This window comes from Variovorax sp. 38R (genome assembly GCF_014843395.1).
Lineage (GTDB): Bacteria > Pseudomonadota > Gammaproteobacteria > Burkholderiales > Burkholderiaceae_C > Variovorax > Variovorax paradoxus_H.
This window is the reverse complement of the sequence record NZ_CP062121.1, coordinates 6,391,112-6,410,298: the sequence shown is the minus strand read 5'-3', so window position 1 is coordinate 6,410,298 and position 19,187 is coordinate 6,391,112. Positions and strand designations below refer to the sequence as shown.

18 protein-coding genes are annotated in these 19,187 nt (G+C 67.5%); 13 read left to right on the top strand and 5 right to left on the bottom strand.

Going from position 1 to position 19,187, the window contains the following annotated elements:
• The first annotated feature begins 2 nt into the window (after positions 1-2).
• From IG196_RS29780 to IG196_RS29770, 3 genes are all read left to right on the top strand, one after another.
• Positions 3-545, top strand: a complete 543-nt coding sequence (locus IG196_RS29780; RefSeq protein WP_192194115.1) for a GTP-binding protein — start codon at positions 3-5, stop codon at positions 543-545.
• Entirely contained in the window at positions 542-931 is a 390-nt protein-coding gene (locus tag IG196_RS29775) for a roadblock/LC7 domain-containing protein (RefSeq protein ID WP_192194114.1), read from the top strand. The genes IG196_RS29780 and IG196_RS29775 overlap by 4 nt, the downstream gene beginning before the upstream one ends.
• 97 nt (positions 932-1,028) lie before the next feature.
• Positions 1,029-1,388 carry a hypothetical protein gene (locus tag IG196_RS29770; RefSeq protein WP_099794000.1) on the top strand — a complete coding sequence of 120 codons (360 nt, stop codon included), beginning with the start codon at positions 1,029-1,031 and terminating at the stop codon, positions 1,386-1,388.
• 92 nt (positions 1,389-1,480) lie between these two features.
• Here IG196_RS29770 and IG196_RS29765 read toward each other — a convergent pair whose 3' ends face one another.
• Positions 1,481-1,957 carry an Lrp/AsnC family transcriptional regulator gene (locus tag IG196_RS29765; protein WP_062478228.1) on the bottom strand — a complete coding sequence of 159 codons (477 nt, stop codon included), beginning with the start codon at positions 1,955-1,957 and terminating at the stop codon, positions 1,481-1,483.
• A gap of 179 nt (positions 1,958-2,136) precedes the next feature.
• Here IG196_RS29765 and IG196_RS29760 point away from each other — a divergent pair, with 179 nt between their 5' ends.
• The 5 genes from IG196_RS29760 (at position 2,137) to IG196_RS29740 (ending at position 11,808) form a co-directional block, all read left to right on the top strand.
• Positions 2,137-5,748 carry an indolepyruvate ferredoxin oxidoreductase family protein gene (locus tag IG196_RS29760; protein WP_192194113.1) on the top strand — a complete coding sequence of 1,204 codons (3,612 nt, stop codon included), beginning with the start codon at positions 2,137-2,139 and terminating at the stop codon, positions 5,746-5,748.
• Between the two features lie 258 nt (positions 5,749-6,006).
• On the top strand, positions 6,007-6,342 hold the full coding sequence (yajC, locus tag IG196_RS29755; protein ID WP_099793994.1) for a preprotein translocase subunit YajC: 336 nt from the start codon (positions 6,007-6,009) through the stop codon (positions 6,340-6,342).
• An 89-nt stretch (positions 6,343-6,431) separates the two neighbouring features.
• Positions 6,432-8,315 carry a protein translocase subunit SecD gene (gene secD, locus IG196_RS29750; RefSeq protein ID WP_192194112.1) on the top strand — a complete coding sequence of 628 codons (1,884 nt, stop codon included), beginning with the start codon at positions 6,432-6,434 and terminating at the stop codon, positions 8,313-8,315.
• A gap of 18 nt (positions 8,316-8,333) precedes the next feature.
• Complete coding sequence (gene secF, locus IG196_RS29745) at positions 8,334-9,296, top strand: protein translocase subunit SecF (protein ID WP_101490867.1); 963 nt, start codon at positions 8,334-8,336, stop codon at positions 9,294-9,296.
• A gap of 112 nt (positions 9,297-9,408) precedes the next feature.
• Positions 9,409-11,808 carry a DUF1631 family protein gene (locus IG196_RS29740; protein ID WP_192194111.1) on the top strand — a complete coding sequence of 800 codons (2,400 nt, stop codon included), beginning with the start codon at positions 9,409-9,411 and terminating at the stop codon, positions 11,806-11,808.
• Between the two features lie 95 nt (positions 11,809-11,903).
• Here IG196_RS29740 and IG196_RS29735 read toward each other — a convergent pair whose 3' ends face one another.
• Genes IG196_RS29735 through IG196_RS29725 form a run of 3 tightly spaced genes read right to left on the bottom strand, consistent with a single transcriptional unit; the run spans position 11,904 to position 14,902 of the window.
• Positions 11,904-12,443: a DUF494 family protein gene (locus IG196_RS29735; protein ID WP_192194110.1), complete on the bottom strand. Its 540-nt coding sequence runs from the start codon at positions 12,441-12,443 to the stop codon at positions 11,904-11,906.
• 59 nt (positions 12,444-12,502) lie between these two features.
• Positions 12,503-13,645 carry a DNA-processing protein DprA gene (dprA, locus tag IG196_RS29730; RefSeq protein ID WP_192194109.1) on the bottom strand — a complete coding sequence of 381 codons (1,143 nt, stop codon included), beginning with the start codon at positions 13,643-13,645 and terminating at the stop codon, positions 12,503-12,505.
• Between the two features lie 33 nt (positions 13,646-13,678).
• Entirely contained in the window at positions 13,679-14,902 is a 1,224-nt protein-coding gene (locus IG196_RS29725) for a LysM peptidoglycan-binding domain-containing protein (RefSeq protein ID WP_192194108.1), read from the bottom strand.
• Between the two features lie 160 nt (positions 14,903-15,062).
• Here IG196_RS29725 and def point away from each other — a divergent pair, with 160 nt between their 5' ends.
• The 5 genes from def to IG196_RS29700 are packed head-to-tail and all read left to right on the top strand — an operon-like array spanning position 15,063 to position 18,103.
• Positions 15,063-15,584: a peptide deformylase gene (def, locus tag IG196_RS29720; protein ID WP_192194107.1), complete on the top strand. Its 522-nt coding sequence runs from the start codon at positions 15,063-15,065 to the stop codon at positions 15,582-15,584.
• The gene (locus IG196_RS29715) at positions 15,581-16,075 is read left to right on the top strand and encodes a hypothetical protein (RefSeq protein ID WP_192194106.1); all 495 of its coding nucleotides are present in this window, start codon (positions 15,581-15,583) and stop codon (positions 16,073-16,075) included. The genes def and IG196_RS29715 overlap by 4 nt, the downstream gene beginning before the upstream one ends.
• Complete coding sequence (gene fmt, locus IG196_RS29710; RefSeq protein WP_192194105.1) at positions 16,072-17,028, top strand: methionyl-tRNA formyltransferase; 957 nt, start codon at positions 16,072-16,074, stop codon at positions 17,026-17,028. The genes IG196_RS29715 and fmt overlap by 4 nt, the downstream gene beginning before the upstream one ends.
• Positions 17,028-17,768 (top strand): AzlC family ABC transporter permease, encoded by a 741-nt coding sequence (locus IG196_RS29705; RefSeq protein ID WP_101490875.1) that lies wholly within the window; start codon positions 17,028-17,030, stop codon positions 17,766-17,768. Before fmt ends, IG196_RS29705 begins: the two co-directional genes overlap by 1 nt.
• Entirely contained in the window at positions 17,765-18,103 is a 339-nt protein-coding gene (locus tag IG196_RS29700) for an AzlD domain-containing protein (protein ID WP_101490876.1), read from the top strand. The genes IG196_RS29705 and IG196_RS29700 overlap by 4 nt, the downstream gene beginning before the upstream one ends.
• A 98-nt stretch (positions 18,104-18,201) precedes the next feature.
• Here the strand turns inward: IG196_RS29700 and IG196_RS29695 are convergent, their stop codons facing one another.
• The gene (locus IG196_RS29695; RefSeq protein WP_192194104.1) at positions 18,202-19,176 is read right to left on the bottom strand and encodes a Bug family tripartite tricarboxylate transporter substrate binding protein; all 975 of its coding nucleotides are present in this window, start codon (positions 19,174-19,176) and stop codon (positions 18,202-18,204) included.
• Positions 19,177-19,187: the final 11 nt, after the last annotated feature.

The following is a 19,187-nucleotide window of genomic DNA, read 5'->3' as shown; positions in this document are numbered from 1 at the left end:
ACATGAGGGACTTCAAGCTCGTCTTCACGGGCCCCATGGGCGTGGGCAAGACCACGGCCATCGCGGCCATCAGCGACACCGCGCCGATCGCCACCGAGGTCGCCAACGCCGACACCTCGGTCGCCAAGGCCACCACCACGGTGGGGCTCGACTTCGGCCAGGTGACGCTCGACAACGGCGACCGGCTGCGCCTGTACGGCACGCCGGGCCAGAGCCGCTTTGACTTCATGTGGAAGATCCTGGTGCGCGATGCGCTGGGCCTGGCGATCCTGCTGGACAACAGCCGGCCCGACCCGATGGCCGACCTGGCCCAGTACCTGGACGGCTTTGCCGGCGCGCTCGAGCGCATGCCCTGCGCCGTGGGCGTGAGCCGCCTGCCGTCGCACCCCACACCCACGCTCGACGACTACGCGCAGGCGCTGGCCGCGCGCGGGCTGGTGCTGCCGCTGCTGGCGGTCGATCCGCGCCGCAAGGACGACGTCGTCGCGCTGATTGAAACGCTGCTGATGCAGATCGAAGTGCTCGACGAGGAGGCCGCGTCATGAAGATTCCCCACGCCCTGAAGTTGCGCGCCGCGGTCGAAGCCCGCCGCGTGCTCGACGAAGTGAGCGGCGTCGCCTCGGTGGTGGTGGCCACGCCCGACGGCTTCGAGATCGCCAGCGTCGCCCGGCGCGACGTCGAGCCCGCGCGCATCGCCGCCATGGCCAGCTCGATCGCCGCCATCGGCGCCGTGGTGTCGCAGGAGGCCGGCCTGGGCCGCTGCACCTGCATCACGGTCGCGACCGACAACGGCTTTGCGCTGGTCAGCCCGGTGCACAACGGCGAGACCGCGCTGATCGTGAACGTCATCGCCGACGCCGACGCAGTGCTCGCGCAGGCGATGTACCGCACGGCGGCCTGCGTGCGGGCGCTCGAGGCGCCGCAGCCTTAGGCCTTCCCTACGAATTCACGGGCGGGGACGAATTGGCATGCGACGTCTCCACCCTCTTCTTTCATTCGCATGAATTTCAATACCAGGACTCACTGACATGGCCTCGATCCAGACCAGCCTCGACAACCTTCTGACCGCCGACGGCGCCCTGTGCGCCGCCGTGGTCGATTCCGCCAGCGGCATGATGCTGGGCGCCGCCGGCTCCGGCGTGGACCTCGAAGTGGCTGCCGCCGGCAACACCGAAGTGATGCGTGCCAAGCTCAAGACGATGCGCGCGCTGGGCCTGAGCGACACCATCGAAGACATCCTGATCACGCTGGGCAAGCAGTACCACCTGCTGCGCCCGATGGCGCAGAAGGAAGGCGTGTTCATCTACTTCGTGCTCGACAAGGCGAAGTCGAACCTGGCGCTGGCCCGTCGCAAGCTGCAGGACGTCGAGAAGGAAATCACCTTCTAACTAGATAGAGAGAAGGTGCGCCGCCCTCGGGCGGATGAATGGGCCGGCTCCCTCGCGGGAGGCGGCCTTTTTCTTTTTTTTTGTGGGGCCGGCTATTTCGCCAGGTGCCCCAGCGGCAGCGCGCTGTTCGCCTTCACCTCGCCCAGCGAGAAGCTGGTGTGCAGGTCTTTCACGTTCGGCAGGTTCATGAGGTTCTGCCGCGCGAAGGCCGAGAAACCGTTCAGGTCTTGGGCCACCACCTGCAGCTCGAAGGTGCCGGTGCCGCTGATGTAGTGGCAGGCCACGACCTCGGGCATCTTGCGGATCGCGTCTTCGAGCTTGCGCGTGGCTTCGTGGGTGACGCGCTCGGTGTCCACGCGCACGAAAGCGAGCACGCCCAGCCCGATCTTGTGGCGGTCGATCTCGGCGCGGTAGCCCTTGATGAAGCCGGCGTCTTCCAGCGCGCGCACGCGGCGCCAGCAGGGCGCCGCCGACAGGCCCACGCGCTGCGCAAGCTCGGCGTTCGTGAGGCGGCCATCGGTCTGCAGTTCTTGCAGGATAGCGAGGTCGAACTTGTCAATGCTTTCCATAGGCGTGGATGTTAAGCAAGATTCTTTCTAAAAGCCGCTTTTTGGGGACGAAAAACGCAAACACCTGTCGCGGACCCCGGCATACACTTTGCGTGACCATGGGCTCGCGCCCTACCGGGCACAGACCCACACCCCATCAGCCAGGCCCACAAAGCCCTGCCAATACGGAGACAGAACACATGAACGCCCCGCTGCCCGAGCACATTCGCCGCGCGCTAGAAACCGTCACGCTCGACGACAAATACTCCCTCGACTACGGCCGCGCCTTCATGAGCGGTGTGCAGGCCCTGGTCAAGCTGCCGATGCTGCAGCGCCTGCGCGACAAGCAGGTCGGCAAGAACACCGCCGGCTTCATCAGCGGCTACCGCGGCTCCCCGCTCGGCGGCTACGACCAGGCGCTGTGGAAGGCCAGCAAGTTCCTCAAGGAACAGAACATCGTCTTCCAGCCCGGCGTGAACGAAGAGCTCGCGGCCACGGCGCTGTGGGGCACGCAGCAGCTGGGCTTCTCGCCGCAAGGCACCAACAAGTTCGACGGCGTCTTCGGCATCTGGTACGGCAAGGGCCCGGGCGTGGACCGCTGCTCCGACGTCTTCAAGCACGCCAACATGGCGGGCACCACCGAATTCGGCGGCGTGATCGCGGTGGCCGGCGACGACCACATCTCCAAGAGCAGCACGGCCGCACACCAGAGCGACCACATCTTCAAGGCCTGCGGCACGCCGGTGTTCTTTCCGGCCAACGTGCAGGAAATTCTCGACCTGGGCATTCACGCCTTTGCGCTGAGCCGCTTTTCGGGCGTGTGGTCGGGCATGAAGACGATCCAGGAGATCGTCGAGTCGAGCGCCACGGCCATGATCGACCCCGAGCGCGTCGACATCGTCATTCCCACCGACTTCGAGATGCCGCCCGGCGGCCTGCACATCCGCTGGCCCGACCATGCGCTGGAGCAGGAAGCCCGGCTCATGCACTACAAGTGGTACGCCGCGCTGGCCTACATCCGCGCGAACCGCCTGAACCACAACGTGATCGAAGGCCCGAACGACCGCTTCGGCATCATGGCCAGCGGCAAGGCCTTCAACGACACGCGCCAGGCGCTCATCGACCTGGGCCTGGACGACGCGGCCTGCCGCCAGCTGGGCATCCGCCTGCACAAGGTGGGCGTGGTGTGGCCGCTCGAGGCACAGCTCACGCGTGACTTCGCCACCGGCCTGCAAGAGATTCTGGTGGTCGAGGAGAAGCGCCAGGTCATCGAATACCAGCTCAAGGAAGAGCTCTACAACTGGCGCTCCGACGTGCGCCCCAACGTGGTCGGCAAGTTCGACGAAGGCGCCAGCTCCACGGACGACGGCTACTCCGGTGGCGAATGGTCGATGCCCAACCCGACCTCGCACACGCTGCTGCGCGCCAACGCCGACCTGAACCCGGCGCTCATCGCCAAGGCCATCGCCGCGCGTCTGAAGAAGACCGGCCTGCTGGCCGCCGCCGGCGCCGACATGGCCGCCCGCATCGACGCACAGCTCGCCATCCTCGAGGCCAAGGAGCGCGCGATGGTGGTGCAGCAGGCGTCCACCAGCGTGGCCGACGCCACGCGCCAGCCCTGGTTCTGCTCGGGCTGCCCGCACAACACCAGCACCGTCGTGCCCGAAGGCTCGCGTGCGATGGGCGGCATCGGCTGCCACTTCATGGCGACCTGGATGGACCGCTCCACCATCGGCTTCACGCAGATGGGCGGCGAGGGCGTGCCATGGGTGGGCCAGCAGCCCTTCACGACCGATCAGCACATCTTTGCCAACCTGGGCGACGGCACGTACTTCCACAGCGGCCTGCTGGCGATTCGCCAGAGCATCGCGGCGGGCGTGAACATCACCTACAAGATCCTCTACAACGACGCGGTCGCCATGACCGGCGGCCAGCAGGTCGGCGAGCGCCCCGAGGGCCACTCGGTGCTGCAGATTGCCGAGAGCCTGCACGCCGAAGGCGCCAAGAAGGTCGTCATCGTCACCGACGAGCCCGAGAAGTACGAGGGCGTGACCATTCCGGGCGACCACGTGCAGGTGAAGCACCGCGACCTGCTGGACGACATCCAGCGCGAGTTCCGCGCCATGGCCGGCACCACGGCCATCATCTATGACCAGACCTGCGCCACCGAGAAGCGCCGCCGCCGCAAGCGGGGCACGGCCGTCGATCCGGCCAAGCGCGTGGTCATCAACGAACTGGTCTGCGAAGGCTGCGGCGACTGCAGCGTGCAGAGCAATTGCTTGAGCGTGGAGCCGCTGGAAACCGAATTCGGCCGCAAGCGCACCATCAACCAGAGCAGCTGCAACAAGGACATGAGCTGCCTGAAGGGCTTCTGCCCGAGCTTCGTGACCGTCGAGGGCGGCCAGCTCAAGAAGAAGGGCAAGAACAAGGCGGCCACGCCGGCCGAGTTCGGCCTGCTGACCGAGCCCGCCATTCCGTCGCTCGTGGGCGGCAAGGTCTGGGGCGTGGTGGTGGCCGGCGTCGGCGGCACCGGCGTGATCACCATTGGCCAGCTGCTGGGCATGGCCGCGCACATCGAGGCCAAGGGCATCGTCACGCAGGACGCGGCGGGCCTGGCGCAAAAGGGCGGCGCCACCTGGAGCCACGTGCTCATCGGCGACACGCAGGACGACATCCGCACCACCCGCGTGGGCACCGCGGCGGCCGACCTGATCCTGGCCTGCGACCCGCTCGTCACGATCAATGCCGAGACCATGGCGCGCATGCGCGAAGGGCGCACGCACGTGGCGCTCAACAGCCACAGCGCGCCCACGGCCGCCTTCGTGCGCAACGCGAACTGGCAGAACCCCGAAGACGCCTGTGCCGCTGAAATTGCACGCGCCGTGGGCATCGACGGCCTGGGCGCCTTCGACGCCGATGCCGCCGCCACCGCGCTGATGGGCGACACCATCTACGTCAACCCGATGATCCTGGGCTACGCCTGGCAAAAGGGCTGGGTGCCGCTGGCGCACGAGTCGCTGATGCGCGCCATCGAGCTGAACGCCGTGGCCATCGAGAACAACAAGACCGCCTTCGAATGGGGCCGCCAGGCCGCCGTGCGTCCCGACGAGCTGCAAAAGCGCGTGCGCCCGGGGCAGATCATCGAGTTCAAGAAGCGCGAAACGGTCGAAGCCCTCGTCGCTCGCCGCGTCGAGTTCCTGACCGGCTACCAGAACGCCGCCTATGCCGAGGAATACAAGGCCTTCGTCGGCCGCGTGCAGCAGGCCGAGGCCGCCGTCGGCAAGAGCACGGCCCTGAGCGAAACGGTGGCGCGCTACCTGTTCAAGCTCATGGCCTACAAGGACGAGTACGAAGTCGCCCGCCTGCACACCGACCGCACCTTCCTGGACCGCGTCGAGGGCATGTTCGAGGGTGACTACAAGCTCAACTACCACCTGGCGCCGCCGCTCATGGCCAAGAAGAACACCAAGGGCCAGCTGCAAAAGCAGAAGTTCGGCCCCTGGATGCTCACGGGCTTCCGCTTCCTGGCAAAGCTCAAGGGCCTGCGCGGCACGGCGCTCGACGTCTTCGGCCGCACCGAAGAGCGCAAGACCGAGCGCGCCCTCATCGGCGAGTACCGCGCCAGCATCGAGGAAGTGCTCAAGGGCCTGCGCGCCGACAACCACGCGCTGGCGCTGGAGATCGCGGCGCTGCCCGAGCAGATCCGCGGCTACGGCCACGTGAAGGAGCGCAACCTGGCGGCGGCCCGCACCCGCTGGAACGAACTGCTGGGCAAGTGGCGCCACCCCGAGGCGCAGCGCGCAGCGGCCTGATCCACGGGCCCCGTTTCCCCTGACAAAGAGCGCCCTTGCGGCGCTCTTTGCTATTTAAACAATAGCGAAAAGCCCTCCCCACCGCGCCGGATAAGGGCGCGAAACGGCCATCTGCGACGAATACAATGCCCGACTGCGCGCGGCCTCCCCCGCCGAGCCTCTGACTTGCGGCCCGCATCCTTCGTGGGCGCGGAACCGCGGGCCCGGCCTGCGCATCTGAAGTCTTTTTCTTCTCTCTTCCCTCTGCTGGAGACTCTCTTGTTCATTTCCTCTGCTTTCGCACAAACCGCGCCCGCAGCCGCCGGTGGTGGCGACATGTTGTCTTCGCTGGGCAGCATGCTGCCGCTGGTGCTGATGTTCGTGGTGCTGTATTTCGTCATGATCCGCCCGCAAATGAAGCGCCAGAAAGAAGCCCGCGCCATGATCGAAGCCCTGGCCAAGGGTGACGAAGTCGCCACGGCCGGCGGCGTGCTCGGCAAGATCACGTCCATCAGCGACCAGTACCTCGGCCTCGAGATCGCCAACGGCATCGAGATCAAGATCCAGCGCAGCGCGGTGGTCCAGGTGCTGCCCAAGGGCGCCGTCAAGCAATAAAAGCGTGAGCTGAACCTTGCGCTTCGCGGCGCAGGGCCCCAAGTCACGCCGTGTTCCCTTTCTGAAACGCTTGTGAAAAGCGCCTTCTCATGAACCGTTACCCGGTCTGGAAGTACGCGATCATCGTGATCGTGCTACTCGTGGGGCTCATCTACGCCCTGCCCAATTTCTTCGGCGAAGCACCCGCGGTGCAGGTGTCCGCGGCCAAGACGAGCGTCAAGGTCGATGCCGCCACCCAGACCCGGGTCGAGGAGGCGCTGAAGGCGGCCGGCCTGACGCCCGACCTGGTGACGCTCGACGCCGGCTCGCTGCGCGCCCGCTTCACCACCACCGACGACCAGCTCAAGGCGCGGGACGTCGTGCAGCGCGCCCTGGTGCCCGACGCCAGCGACCCGCCCTACACGGTGGCGCTGAACCTGCTGTCGCGTTCGCCGAAGTGGCTCACGTCGCTGCATGCGTTCCCGATGTACCTGGGCCTGGACCTGCGCGGCGGGGTCGACTTCCTGCTGCAGGTCGACATGAAGGGCGCCATCGACAAGAAGGCCGAGTCGTTCGCGAGCGACCTGCGCACCACCTTCCGCGACAAGAACATCCGCGGCACCCAGGTCAGCCGCAACGGCCAGACCGTCGAGGTGACCTTCCGCGATGCAGCCTCGCTCGAGACCGCCAAGCGCCTGATCGTGGACCAGTTCCCCGACCTCAGCACCACCGACACGCAAGACGGCACCAACTGGCGCCTGACCGCCACCATCAAGCCCGAGGCGGCCCGCCGCCTGCAGGACGCCGCGCTCAAGCAGAACATCACGACCCTGCACAACCGGATCAACGAACTCGGCGTGGCCGAGCCGGTGATCCAGCAGCAGGGCCTGGACCGCATCGTCGTGCAGCTCCCGGGCGTGCAGGACACGGCCAAGGCCAAGGAAATCCTGGGCCGCACCGCCACGCTCGAAATGCGCATGGTCGACGAAAGCTCCGAGGGCCGCGCGGCCGAACTGAGCGGCGCGCCCGTGCCCTTCGGCTCCGAGAAATTCCTCGACCGCAGCGGCCGTCCGGTGATCGTGAAGAAGCAGGTGCTCGTCACCGGCGAGAACCTCACCGACGCCCAGCCCGGCTTCGACCAGCAGAGCAACCAGCCCAAGGTCGACCTGACCATGGACGCCAAGGGCGGCCGCATCATGCGCGACGTCAGCCGCGAGAACTACAAGAAGCGCATGGCCATGCTGATCTTCGAGAAGGGCAAGGGCGAAGTGCTCACGGCCCCGTCGATCAACGGCGAGCTGGGCAACCGCTTCCAGGTCTCGGGCTCGATGACGGTGGCCGAGGCCAGCGACCTCGCCCTGCTGCTGCGCGCCGGCTCGCTGGCCGCGCCCATGGAGATCATCCAGGAGCGCACCATCGGCCCGACGCTTGGCGCCGACAACATCGAAAAAGGCTTCAAGAGCGTGATGTACGGCTTCCTGGCCATCATGGTCTTCATGTGCCTGTACTACGCACTGTTCGGCCTGTTCTCGTCGATCGCGCTGGCCGTCAACCTGATGCTGCTGGTCGCCATCCTGTCGATGCTGCAGGCCACGCTCACGCTGCCCGGCATCGCGGCCATGGCGCTCGCCATCGGCGTGGCCATCGACTCCAACGTGCTGATCAACGAGCGCGTGCGCGAAGAGCTGCGCAACGGCGCCTCACCGCAGGCCGCCATCCACGCGGGCTACGAACGCGCCTGGGGCACGATTCTCGATTCGAACGTGACCACGCTCATCGCGGGTATCGCGCTGCTGGCTTTCGGCTCGGGCCCGGTGCGCGGCTTTGCGGTGGTGCACTGCATCGGCATCGTCACCTCGATGTTCTCGGCCGTGTTCTTCTCGCGCGGCCTCGTGAACTTCTGGTACGGCCAGAAGAAGAAGCTCAAGTCTGTGTCGATCGGCACCGTCTGGCGGCCAAAGACCGACGGCAGCGCCGTGGTCGAAACCAAGTAACGGCCGAGGACCATCGCCATGGAATTCTTCCGCATCCACAAGACCATCCCGTTCATGCGCCATGCCCTGGTGCTGAACATCATTTCCTTCGCAACCTTTGCGCTGGCGCTGTTCTTCCTGTTCCATCGCGGGCTGCACCTGTCGGTGGAGTTCACCGGCGGCACGGTGATGGAAGTGGCCTACGAGCAATCGGCCGACATCGGCAAGGTGCGCGAGGCCGTCACCAAGCTCGGCTATCCCGAAGTGCAGGTGCAGAACTACGGCACCTCGCGCGACGTGCAGATCCGCCTGCCCACCCAGAAGGGCATGAGCTCCGACCAGCAGAGCGCGCAGGTCATGCAGGCGCTGAAGTCGGTCGACCCGTCGGCCACGCAGCGCGGCATCGAGGTCGTCGGGCCGCAGGTCGGCGACGAGCTGACCTCCAACGGCATCAAGGCGCTGGCCATGGTGGTGATCGGCATCATGATCTACCTGGCGTTCCGCTTCGAATGGAAGTTCGCGCTGTCCACCGTGCTGGCCAACCTGCACGACGTGGTGATCATCCTGGGCTTCTTCGCCTTCTTCCAGTGGGAGTTCTCGCTGGCGGTGCTGGCGGCGGTGCTGGCGGTGCTGGGCTACTCGGTGAACGAGTCGGTCGTGATCTTCGACCGCGTGCGCGAGAACTTCCGCCGCTACCGCAAGATGACGACCACCGAAGTCATCGACAACGCGATCACCTCGACCATCAGCCGCACGATCATCACCCACGGCTCGACGCAGCTCGTGGTGCTGTCGATGTTCTTCTTCGGCGGCCCGACGCTGCATTACTTTGCGCTGGCACTGACCATCGGCATCTGCTTCGGCATCTACTCGTCGTGCTTCGTGGCGGCCGCGATCGCGATGTGGCTGGGCGTGAAGCGTGAAGACCTGATCAAGGGCCCGCCGGTCAAGCGCGACGGCGATCCGGGCGGCGACGACCCGAACGCCGGCGCGGTGGTCTGAGGGATACTTCGGCGCCAGCTTCGCGTCACCCGCACTTGTGCGGTGACGCATCCCGATGCAAGCTCGGGGCTGTCGTCCACGAACCGTATCCTCCGGCCTTTCCGATTCTTCAATGAGCACTGCGCGGTCCGCCTCCTCCCTGCAGCTCGCACGCGAGGCGCGTGAGCGTTTCGTGGCGGCCACGGAAGGTGCGATTGCTCCGATGGCCCAGGCCATCCGCGACCGCCTGAGCGCGGTGGCTTCCGATGTCGGCAGCGCGCGCACCATGCAGGAAAGCCGCGACGACCTCGTGGCGTTCCAGGGCCATGCCTCGCAGTGGGTGTCGCTCACGCAAGTCGGCTGGCGCAAGGCGCTGGGCACGGGCCCGGCGGGCGCCACCTCCTCGGCCCCCGCGGCGCTGCGGCTGGAACTCATCGGCGACGAGGTGGTCGAGAGCAACATCCTCGCCTCGCGCCTCGCGCAGACCATCCACGACAAGGCCAGCTTCGAACTCAGCGACCTGCGCCTGCGCATCCAGCACCTCGAAGGCACGCACGAGCTCGATGCCCGCGATGTGCTGAAACCCGAGACGCTGGCCAAGCTGCTGGTGGAACAGTGGCTGGCCGCCGGCCTGAGCCGCGAGGCCTGGGGCCGCGTGCAGGGCACGGTGCAGCAGGCGCTGACCGACGTGGTCGTGAAAGCCTATGAAAGCGCCAACGCCTTCCTGATCGCGCAGGGCGTGATGCAGGAAATCGACCTCAAGAGCTTCGTGCGTCGCACGGGCGATGCGGGCGGTTCTTCGTCCATGGGCATGCCGACGTCGTCGAGCATGCCGATGGGGCAGGCTTCGTCGGCAGGTGCGGCGGTGTCGCACGGCCCGCAGTCATCGCAGCCGCAGCCGCAACAGCGTCCGGGCTTCGCTTTCCAGGCGTCGGATGCGGCGTCGGTGCCGGCGTCAGGGCCGGCCTCCAGCTCGATGATGGCCAGTTCGCCGCTGGCCTTCGCACGGCAGCGCGCGCAGACCGCACTGCTGAGCCTCAAGCGTTTTGTCGCCGCGCGCATCGGTGGCGAGGCCGGTGCCTCGCAACCGGGCGGGGTGACTGGTACCGGCGGCGGCGTGGCCGCGCCCCGCGTGTTTTCACGCACCTTTGCCGGCGCCATCGCCGATGCCGAGGTCGCGTACCGCATGGCGGCCACGCAGTACATGGACGGCGGCGGCGAGCAGGCCACGCTGATCCAGCAGACCGCGGTCGATCTGCGTCGCCGCACTGCCGAACTCAAGAAGCGCGCGCCCACCACGGCCGACAAGGCCACGGTCGAGATCGTGGCGCTGATGTTCCAGGCCATCCTCGCGGAAGAGCGCATTCCGTTCTCCGCCCGCGTGTGGTTCGCGCGGCTGCAGATGCCCGTGCTGCGCGTGGCCATCGCCGAGCCCGAATTCTTCGGCACCCTGCAGCACCCTGCCCGCATGCTGATCGACCGCATGGGCTCCTGTGTGATGGGCTTCGACGCCGCCGCCATCACCGGCAGCGCGCTCGAGAACGAGATCAAGCGCGTGGTGCAGGTGATCGAGCAGTACCCCGAAACCGGCCAGCGCGTGTTCAAGCTGGTGTTCGACGAGTTCGTCGCTTTTCTCGGCCGCTACCTCACGCAGAGCGACGCCACGCAGCGCGTCATGAGCGTGGCGCAGCAGGTCGAGCAGAAGGAGACGATGGCGATCCAGTACACCATCGAGTTGCGCAAGATGCTCAACGACATGCCGGTGCGCGACGAGATCCGCGAGTTCCTGTTCAAGGTCTGGGCCGAGGTGCTGGCCATCGCCGCGCTGCGCTACGGCGCGCAGGGCGAGCACACGGTGATGCTCAAGCGCGTGGCCTCCGAGCTGGTCTGGGCCGCGAGCGCCAAGCCCAACCGTGCCGACCGCGCCCGCGTAATTCAAGACCTGCCGCAGCTGCTGCAGCGCCTGCGCCAGGGCATGGACCTGCTGGGCATCGTCGGCGAGCCGCAGGAAAGCCACATCAAGACCATCGGCGCCACGCTCACCGACGCCTTCATGTCGAAGACCGAGGCCATTCCCCAGGCCAAGATCGAAGCCATGGCCGAGCGGCTGGCGCACCTCGAAGACTTCGTGACCGACGACGGCACCGCCTCCAGCCTGCCGCTCGACGCGCAGAGCATCGAGCTGCTGCTCGGCGTGGACGCCACGGCCATCGAGGTCATTCCCGACACCGCCGGCGTCAAGGTCGCGGAAGACATGCTCGCGTGGACCCACGAACTGCAGGTGGGCAACTGGTTCATGCTGGACCACAACGACCGCGTGACCCAGGTCCAGTTCGTGTGGCGCAGCGACCGCAAGCAGCTGCACCTGTTCGCCTCGGCCGACGGCCGCAGCTTCCTCATTCAGGCGGGGCGCTTGGCGATGTACCTGCAGGCCGGCCTGCTGGTGCCGGCTGAAGAAGAAACGCTCACCGTGCGCGCGACGCGCGAGGCGTTGGCGAAGCTCGATGCGAATCCCGAGCGACTTCTGAATTAGTCAGCCACCTCGGCTGTTTTTCTCTGTTCGCGGAACACCACGGAACTGGCTTTGCCAGGCCGTTGGTGTTGCCCCGGTAGGGGCTTAGCGCGCGCTCAGTGTGCCGTTCGGCCTTCGCGGCTCTCGCAGAGTTCGTCGAGCACCAGTGCATCGGGCTCGATGCCGGTGCTCCAGTGCACCATCAGCACGATGATCTTGAGTTCGTCCAATGCCACCGGGTCGCCCGGTGCGGCCATCGCGCGCTCGACGACGATCTCGCGCAGGCCGCAGGGCAGCACGTTCGACAGTTCGAGAAAACGGATGAAGCCGAGGCACTCGGCGCCGAGGTGTTCCTGTTCCGACGGCGAGTACACGCGCATCGACTGGCTCGATTGGGGCAGTGCCGCTTCGGGCGCGCCGCGCAGCGTGACGCGGGCGGCGGTGATGGCGTTGTCGCCGTCGCCTTCAGGGGCCTGGTGGGGTTCGAACTGCAGGCCTTGCGTGGCAAGGCTCAGGCCGTCGAGCCACTGCAGGGCGTCGCGAATTTCTTCCGCCTCGAAACCGTGCGCACTGAGCTTGCGGCCCAGCTGTTCGGGTTCGGGGCAGGCATCGCCGCGCCAGTAGTTTTCATACACAAACACGAGCACTTCGAACATGGACCCAATATAGCCCAGGAATCTGTCGTGCGTCCCCAGGCTTTCGTGCACTTCGCGCGTCAGCCGACGGCGGCTCTTTGGAACAGGCCGCCGGGCAAACGCGCGACATGCCCGTCAAGTTCAAGCTCGAGCATCTTCGCCTGCAGCATGGCCGCGCTCCAGCCGGTGCGCGCGCTCAGCGCATCGAGGCTCACGGGGTCGAAGCCGAGGGCGTCGAGCAGCGGATGTTCTGGGGCCGAAGAAGGCATGTCGCTCGCAACCGTGCGAGCGACCGGCGCGAGCGGCGGCAACTCTTCGAGGATGTCGTTCACCGACTCGACCAGCTTCGCGCCTTGGCGGATCAGCGCGTGGCAGCCGCGCGATTGCGGCGAGTGGATCGAGCCTGGAATCGCGAACACTTCCTTGCCCTGTTCCGACGTGAGGCGCGCGGTGATCAATGAGCCCGACGCCAGCGCCGCCTCGACCACCAGCGTGCCGCGCGCCAGGCCCGCGATGAGGCGGTTGCGCTTGGGAAAGTTCTGCGTGAGCGGCGGCGTGCCGAGCGGCAGCTCGCTCACGATCAGCCCTTGCAGCGTGATGCGGTGCGCGAGGTCGCGGTGCCGCGCGGGGTAGACGCGGTCCAGGCCGGTGCCGACCACGGCCACGGTGGCGAGCACCGGTGCATCGCCGGCCGCGTCGAGCGCGCCCAGGTGCGCCGCGCCGTCGATGCCGAGCGCCAGGCCCGAGATCACGGGCAGGCCGGCTTCGCCCAGCGCCCGCGCGAAGGCGCGCGCGTGGCTCGCGCCCTGCGGCGTCGGGTTGCGGCTGCCGACCACGGCGAGGCTGCGGCCGAGCTGCGTGAGGTCGAAGGCGGGGGCACCGAGCACGTAGAGCATCAGCGGCGGGTCGACCATCTCGAGCAGCGAACTCGGATAGGCGGCATCGCCGAGCGTCACGACGCGGCGCGTGACGGCGCCGCCGGTGGTGCCGTCCGCGGGGTGCAGCCATTGCCAGGTCATGTCGACCTGCGCCTGCAGGCCGGAGGGCAGCTGCTTCAGCGCGGCGGCCTGGGCGTTGCTGACGACTTCGCCCAGCGCCGCTTCGGGCTGCGCGAAGATCGCTTCAGGCAGCCCGAAGGCCGCGAGCAGACGGCGTGCGGCGCCGTCGCCGACGCCAGGTGTCAGTGAAAGTCGCAGCCAGCCTGCGAGTTCTGCGCGTTCCAAACGAGTGTGCGAGAAAAAAGCCTCAGGCGCGTGTCAGGGATTGACGAGGAAGTCGCCGGCGCGGGGAGTGTCGTTGATTTCGAGCACCAATGCGTAAGAGACTTTCTCGAAGGTGCGAAACACCATCAGCAGGCCGATGCGTTCATTGGGCAGCTTGATCGTTTCCTTGCGCGCACCGGTGCGGTCGAGGATGGTCTCGCCGTTCTTCAGAATGGCCAGCACGTGGCCGTTGTCGACGCCGTCGCGCGTGCCCTTGTTGATGGCCACGACCTGGTTCTGCGCCGCGTACTGCACCGCATTGCCATAGACCGAGATGATGCGTCCGTCGACCTGCGTCGACGGTGCGCGCGGTGCATAGCTCAGCAGCTGACGCGGCGGCTCGGGCAGCAGGCGGTCGCCGGCGCGCATTTCTTCGCGCGACGCAATGATGTCGATGCTGGCCGGCACGACCGTGATGACGTCCTTGTCGCCGGTCGTCTCGATGGTGGTCGATTCGCCGCGCTGTAGCTGCGCCTTGCCCAGGTACTGCGCCTCGTAGCCGAGGATTTCGCCGGTGCCGGGGTCTTTCAGCGGCGTGGCGCTGCGGAAGATGCGGTAGTGCTGCACCGGGCCGGGCTTCTCGACCAGCGGCGATTCGGCGTTGCCGCGCGCATAGGCGCGGTCGCCGCGCGACAGCAGCACGCGGCTGTCGTTGCCGGCCACGATGCGCGGTGCGGCGTCGAGCGTGTTGGCATCGACCACGATGGGTTCGCTGAGGAAGGGCTCGATGAGACTCGGGTTGAGCGTGGGCAGGGCCATGCCCGCGAGCGAGTCGAAGCGCGTGCGCGGCGACAGCTTGATGGTGCCGCCGTCGCCGCCGCCCGCGCCGCGGCGGGTCGTCAGGCGGGCGCGGCCGCCGCTCTTGTCCAGGTACAGCACCTGGCCCGGGTAGATGCGGTGCGGGTCCTGGATCTCGTTGATGTTCATGCCCCAGAGTTCCGGCCAGCGCCAGGGGCGCAGCAGGTACAGGCGCGAGATGGCCCAGAGCGTGTCACCGGGCTTGACGGTGTATTCGTCGGGCGCCTTCGGCGACAGTTCGCTCAGCGGCACGCCGGCCTGGGCGGTCTGCTGGGCGGTGGCGCGCTGCTGGGGCGTGACCGGGTAGGTCGTCTGCGCCCAGGCCGCCGTGGCGCCGCAACTGCTGGCCACCGCCAAGGCGGCCGTCCAGAAGGCAAAGAAGGTCGGGCGCTGGTGTTCGGTGGAGCTGGGCTGTGTCATGTCTGGATGGGTGAGCGCACGAAGTATCGTGGCGCATACGAATCTCACAATTTGCTACGAATTCTGCGCCCGAAGCCCTTGCAAGGGCAACGTTTTCGCGTCATTGCGCCGCGACGCGTCGCGGAATTGGCGAAAATAGCCACAACTTCCTCCCGATTTCATGGCCAAACGAATCATTCTGAGTTACCCCGACAAGCGCCTGCACACGGTGGCCAAGCCGGTGCAGGGCGTGGACGCGCGCATCAAGACGCTGGTGGCCGACATGCTGGAAACGATGTACGACGCGAGCGGCATCGGCCTGGCCGCGACCCAGATCGACGTGCACGAGCGCGTGGTGGTGATCGACGTCTCCGAAGAGCGCAACGAGCCGATCGTGCTCATCAACCCCGAAATCACCTGGGCCAGCGACGACAAGGTGCTCAACGAAGAGGGTTGCCTCTCGGTGCCCGGCATCTACGACGGCGTGATGCGCTCCACCTCGGTGAAGGTCCAGGCGCTCGACGCCGACGGCAACAGCCACACCATTGAGGCCGATGGCCTGCTGGCCGTGTGCATCCAGCACGAGCTCGACCACCTGCTGGGCAAGGTGTTCGTCGAATACCTGTCGCCGCTGAAGCGCAACCGCATCAAGAGCAAGCTCCTCAAGCAGCAGCGCGAGGACATGAAAGACGCACGGGTATGAGCCCGCGGGCTGCGAGCGCGTTGGCTGCCGCCGGACTGTTGTTCCTGGCGGGTTGCGTCAGCGAACCCACGCGCATCCAGCCCGGCACCTCCGCCGCTGAAACCCTGCAGCGCCTCGGTGCGCCCACGGGCCGCTACCCGCTCAACGGCGGTGGCGAGCGGCTGCAGTACTCGCGCATGCCGGCGGGCTTCGAGGTGGTCGACATCGACCTCGACGCGTCCGGCAAGGTCGTCTCGGTGACCCAGGTGCTGACCGAAGCGCGCTTCGGCCACGACATCCAGGTCGACCGCTGGCGCCAGAACGACGTGCTGGCCTTCTACGGCAAGCCCTACGAAATCAGCCGCGTCAGCTCCTTCGACGGCACCGTCTGGACCTGGCGCTACAAGGCCATCAACGAGCGCCGCATGCTCTATATCTACATCGACCCCACCGGCGTGGTGCGCCGGTACCACACGGGGGATGACCTCGAATTCGAACGGATCCGGGATTGAGCGCGTTGAAAGTCGTTTTTGCGGGCACGCCCGAGTTCGCGCGCGTCGCCCTGGAGGCCATTGCCGCCGCCGGCCATGACATCGTCGGCGTGATGAGCCAGCCCGACCGGCCCGCCGGTCGCGGCATGAAGCTGCAGGCCTCGCCGGTCAAGCAGTGCGCCGTTGCCAACAACTGGCCCGTGGCGCAGCCGCGCAGCCTGCGACTCGATGGCAAGTACCCCGACGAGGCCACCGCCGCGCGCGACACGCTGCTCGCGTGGCAGCCCGACGTGATGGTGGTCGCGGCCTACGGGCTGATCCTGCCGCAGTGGGTGCTCGACTTGCCGCTGCACGGCTGCCTCAACATCCACGCCAGCCTGCTGCCGCGCTGGCGCGGCGCCGCGCCGATCCACCGCGCCATCGAGGCCGGCGACACGCAGACCGGCATCACCATCATGCAGATGGACGCGGGCCTGGACACCGGCGACATGTTGCTGCGCGAAGCGGTCGACATTGCGGCCAACGACAACACCGCCCGCCTGCACGACCGGCTGGCCGCGCTCGGCGGCCGCATGGTGGTCGAGGCGCTGGCGCAGATCGGCCAGCTGGTTCGCACGCCGCAGCCCACCGAAGGCATCACCTACGCCCACAAGGTCGAGAAGCACGAAGCTCTGATCGACTGGACGCAGCCGGCCGGTGCCATCGTGCGCCGCGTCCTGGCCTTCGATCCGTTCCCCGGCGCCAACAGCCCGCTCGGCGGCGAGACCGTCAAGCTCTGGGCCGCACACGTGACGCCCGGCACCGCAGGCGCCGCGCCCGGCACCATCGTTTCGGCCGACGCCACTGGCGTCGCCGTGGCGGCATCGGATGCGACCGTCGTGCTCACCGAACTGCAACGCCCGGGCGGCAAGCGCCTGCCCGCGGCCGATTTCCTGCGCGGCTTCGACCTGAAGACCGGCCAGGTCTTCGGCTGATGTTCCTCTCGCCCACGCTGCGCCGCCAGCCCGAGTTCCGCGCCGGCATGCGCGACATGGCTTCGGCCGCGCTCGGCATCGGCGCCTGGGGCCTCATGACCGGCGTGGCCATGGTCAAGTCGGACATGAGCGTGCTCGAGGCCGTGGCGATGACCCTGTTCGTCTACGCCGGCAGCTCGCAGCTGGCCGCCATTCCGCTGCTGGCTGCGGGTGCGCCGGCCTGGGTGATCCTGGCGACGGGCTTCTGCGTCAACCTGCGCTTCGTCGTGTTCAGCCTGCACCTGCGGCCCTACCTCATGCACATGCCGCGCTGGCGCCGCCTGCTGCACGGCTACCTGACGGCCGACCTGAGCTACGCGCTCTTCACGAAGCAGTACACGGCCCCACCAACGACGCCCGCCGAGCAGCTCTCGCAAGAGGCCTACCTCACGGGCAACTACTTCGTGACCTGGTGCGCGTGGATGGGCATGAGCCTGCTGGGCATCGCGCTGGCCAACTTCATTCCGCAGACCTGGGGTCTGGGTTTTGCCGGCGTGCTGAGCCTGGTGGCCATCGTCTGCTCGATGGCGACGACGCGGCTGCGCGTGCTGGCCGCGCTCATCGCGGGCGCCACGGCCGTCGCGGCCTATGCGTTGCCGCTCAAGCTCAACATCGTGGTCGCGATCGGCGTGGCGGTGCTGCTGTGCTTCTGGCTCGAAAAGCAGTTCGGGCTCGACCCCGACGCGGAGGACGACAAGTGAGCGGCGGCACCGACTGGTGGTCCATTGCCGTGATCGCCGGCCTCGCGGCCGTCACCGTGCTCACGCGCTGCTTCTTCTTCATCCTCGACCGGCCCTGGGGCCTGCCCGAGTGGGCGCACCGCGCGCTGCACTACGCACCGGCCGCCGCGCTGGCCGGGGTGATCGCGCCCGAGATCGTCATGACGCAGGGCCACCTGATCACCACGCTGCATGACGCCCGCCTCTATGCGGCGGTCGTCGGCGGCGCCTATTACTTCTGGCGGCGCGGCGTGCTCGGCACGATGCTGGCCGGCATGGCGGTCTACCTGCCCCTGCACCTCGGCCTGGGCTGGTAGGCCGGGCGGCCGCCGCCGGGCCGCCCCAAGGCGGGCCGCGCCTCCCCCTCGGGGGGGAGTTACACGCAGCGAAGCGGAGTGAAAAGCCGGGGGGCCTTTCAATCGAGCTTCACGCCCGCGGTCTTGATGATGTTGCCCCAGCGCTCGCTCTCCGCGCGCGAGAGCTTGTAGAAGTCCTGCGGCGTGCCGGGCAGCGCCTCGAAGCCGAACTCCGAGAACAGCTTCACCACCTTCGGTGCCTTCATCGCCTTGTGCAGCTCGGTGTTGATGCGCGCCACGGCCTCGGGCGGCATGCCGGCCGGGCCGATCAGGCCGTGGAAGGCGTAGGCGTTGACGTCGCTGAAGCCGGCTTCGACGAAGGTCGGCACCTCGGGCAGGGCGCTGGCGCGCTGCGGCAGCGCAATGGCCAGCACGCGCACCTTGCCCGACTTGATGATCGGCAGCCCCGAGGCCAAGTCGAGCATCATCGTCGGCACCTGGCCGCCCATCACATCGGTCATGGCGGGCGCGGCGCCCTTGTACGGCACGTGCGTGATCGTGAGGCCGGCCTTCTGCTTGAACAGTTCCATCGCCATGTGGTGCGGCGAGCCGTTGCCGGGCGAGGCGTAGCTCACCTTCTCGGGGTTGGCCTTCACGTAGCGCACGAACTCGGCCACGTTCTTCGCGGGAAAGTCGGGGTGCACGACCAGCGCCACGGGGAAGCGGCCGATGGTGCCGATGTAGGTGAAGTCGGTCGCCGGCTTGTAGGGCAGCTTGGCGAACATGTGCTCGTTGAACAGCAGCGCCGCGTTCTCGGCCTGCATGATCGTGTAGCCGTCGGGCTTGGCCTGCATCATCACGGACACGCCGATGTTGGTCGACGCGCCGGGGCGGTTGTCGATGATCAGCGGCTGGCCGAGCGACGGCTGCATGGCTTCGGCGAGCGCACGCGCGAGGTTGTCGGTGCCGCCGCCGGCCACGTAGGGCACGATCCATTTCACGGGCTGGCTGGGGTAGGCCGCCGGCTGTGCCGACGCGAAGGGGCTGGTGGCGAGTGCGAGGGCCGCGGCCAGCAGGGGAAGGAAGCGTTTCATCGTTTTTGTCT

Excerpts from the sequence above, each read along its gene's own strand:
- IG196_RS29780 (WP_192194115.1), top strand. The coding sequence starts at position 3 with ATGAGGGACTTCAAGCTCGTCTTCACGGGCCCCATGGGCGTGGGCAAG.
- IG196_RS29775 (WP_192194114.1), top strand. The coding sequence starts at position 542 with ATGAAGATTCCCCACGCCCTGAAGTTGCGCGCCGCGGTCGAAGCCCGC.
- IG196_RS29770 (WP_099794000.1), top strand. The coding sequence starts at position 1,029 with ATGGCCTCGATCCAGACCAGCCTCGACAACCTTCTGACCGCCGACGGC.
- IG196_RS29765 (WP_062478228.1), bottom strand. The coding sequence starts at position 1,957 with ATGGAAAGCATTGACAAGTTCGACCTCGCTATCCTGCAAGAACTGCAG.
- IG196_RS29760 (WP_192194113.1), top strand. The coding sequence starts at position 2,137 with ATGAACGCCCCGCTGCCCGAGCACATTCGCCGCGCGCTAGAAACCGTC.
- secD (WP_192194112.1), top strand. The coding sequence starts at position 6,432 with ATGAACCGTTACCCGGTCTGGAAGTACGCGATCATCGTGATCGTGCTA.
- secF (WP_101490867.1), top strand. The coding sequence starts at position 8,334 with ATGGAATTCTTCCGCATCCACAAGACCATCCCGTTCATGCGCCATGCC.
- IG196_RS29740 (WP_192194111.1), top strand. The coding sequence starts at position 9,409 with ATGAGCACTGCGCGGTCCGCCTCCTCCCTGCAGCTCGCACGCGAGGCG.
- IG196_RS29735 (WP_192194110.1), bottom strand. The coding sequence starts at position 12,443 with ATGTTCGAAGTGCTCGTGTTTGTGTATGAAAACTACTGGCGCGGCGAT.
- IG196_RS29725 (WP_192194108.1), bottom strand. The coding sequence starts at position 14,902 with ATGACACAGCCCAGCTCCACCGAACACCAGCGCCCGACCTTCTTTGCC.
- def (WP_192194107.1), top strand. The coding sequence starts at position 15,063 with ATGGCCAAACGAATCATTCTGAGTTACCCCGACAAGCGCCTGCACACG.
- IG196_RS29715 (WP_192194106.1), top strand. The coding sequence starts at position 15,581 with ATGAGCCCGCGGGCTGCGAGCGCGTTGGCTGCCGCCGGACTGTTGTTC.
- IG196_RS29705 (WP_101490875.1), top strand. The coding sequence starts at position 17,028 with ATGTTCCTCTCGCCCACGCTGCGCCGCCAGCCCGAGTTCCGCGCCGGC.
- IG196_RS29695 (WP_192194104.1), bottom strand. The coding sequence starts at position 19,176 with ATGAAACGCTTCCTTCCCCTGCTGGCCGCGGCCCTCGCACTCGCCACC.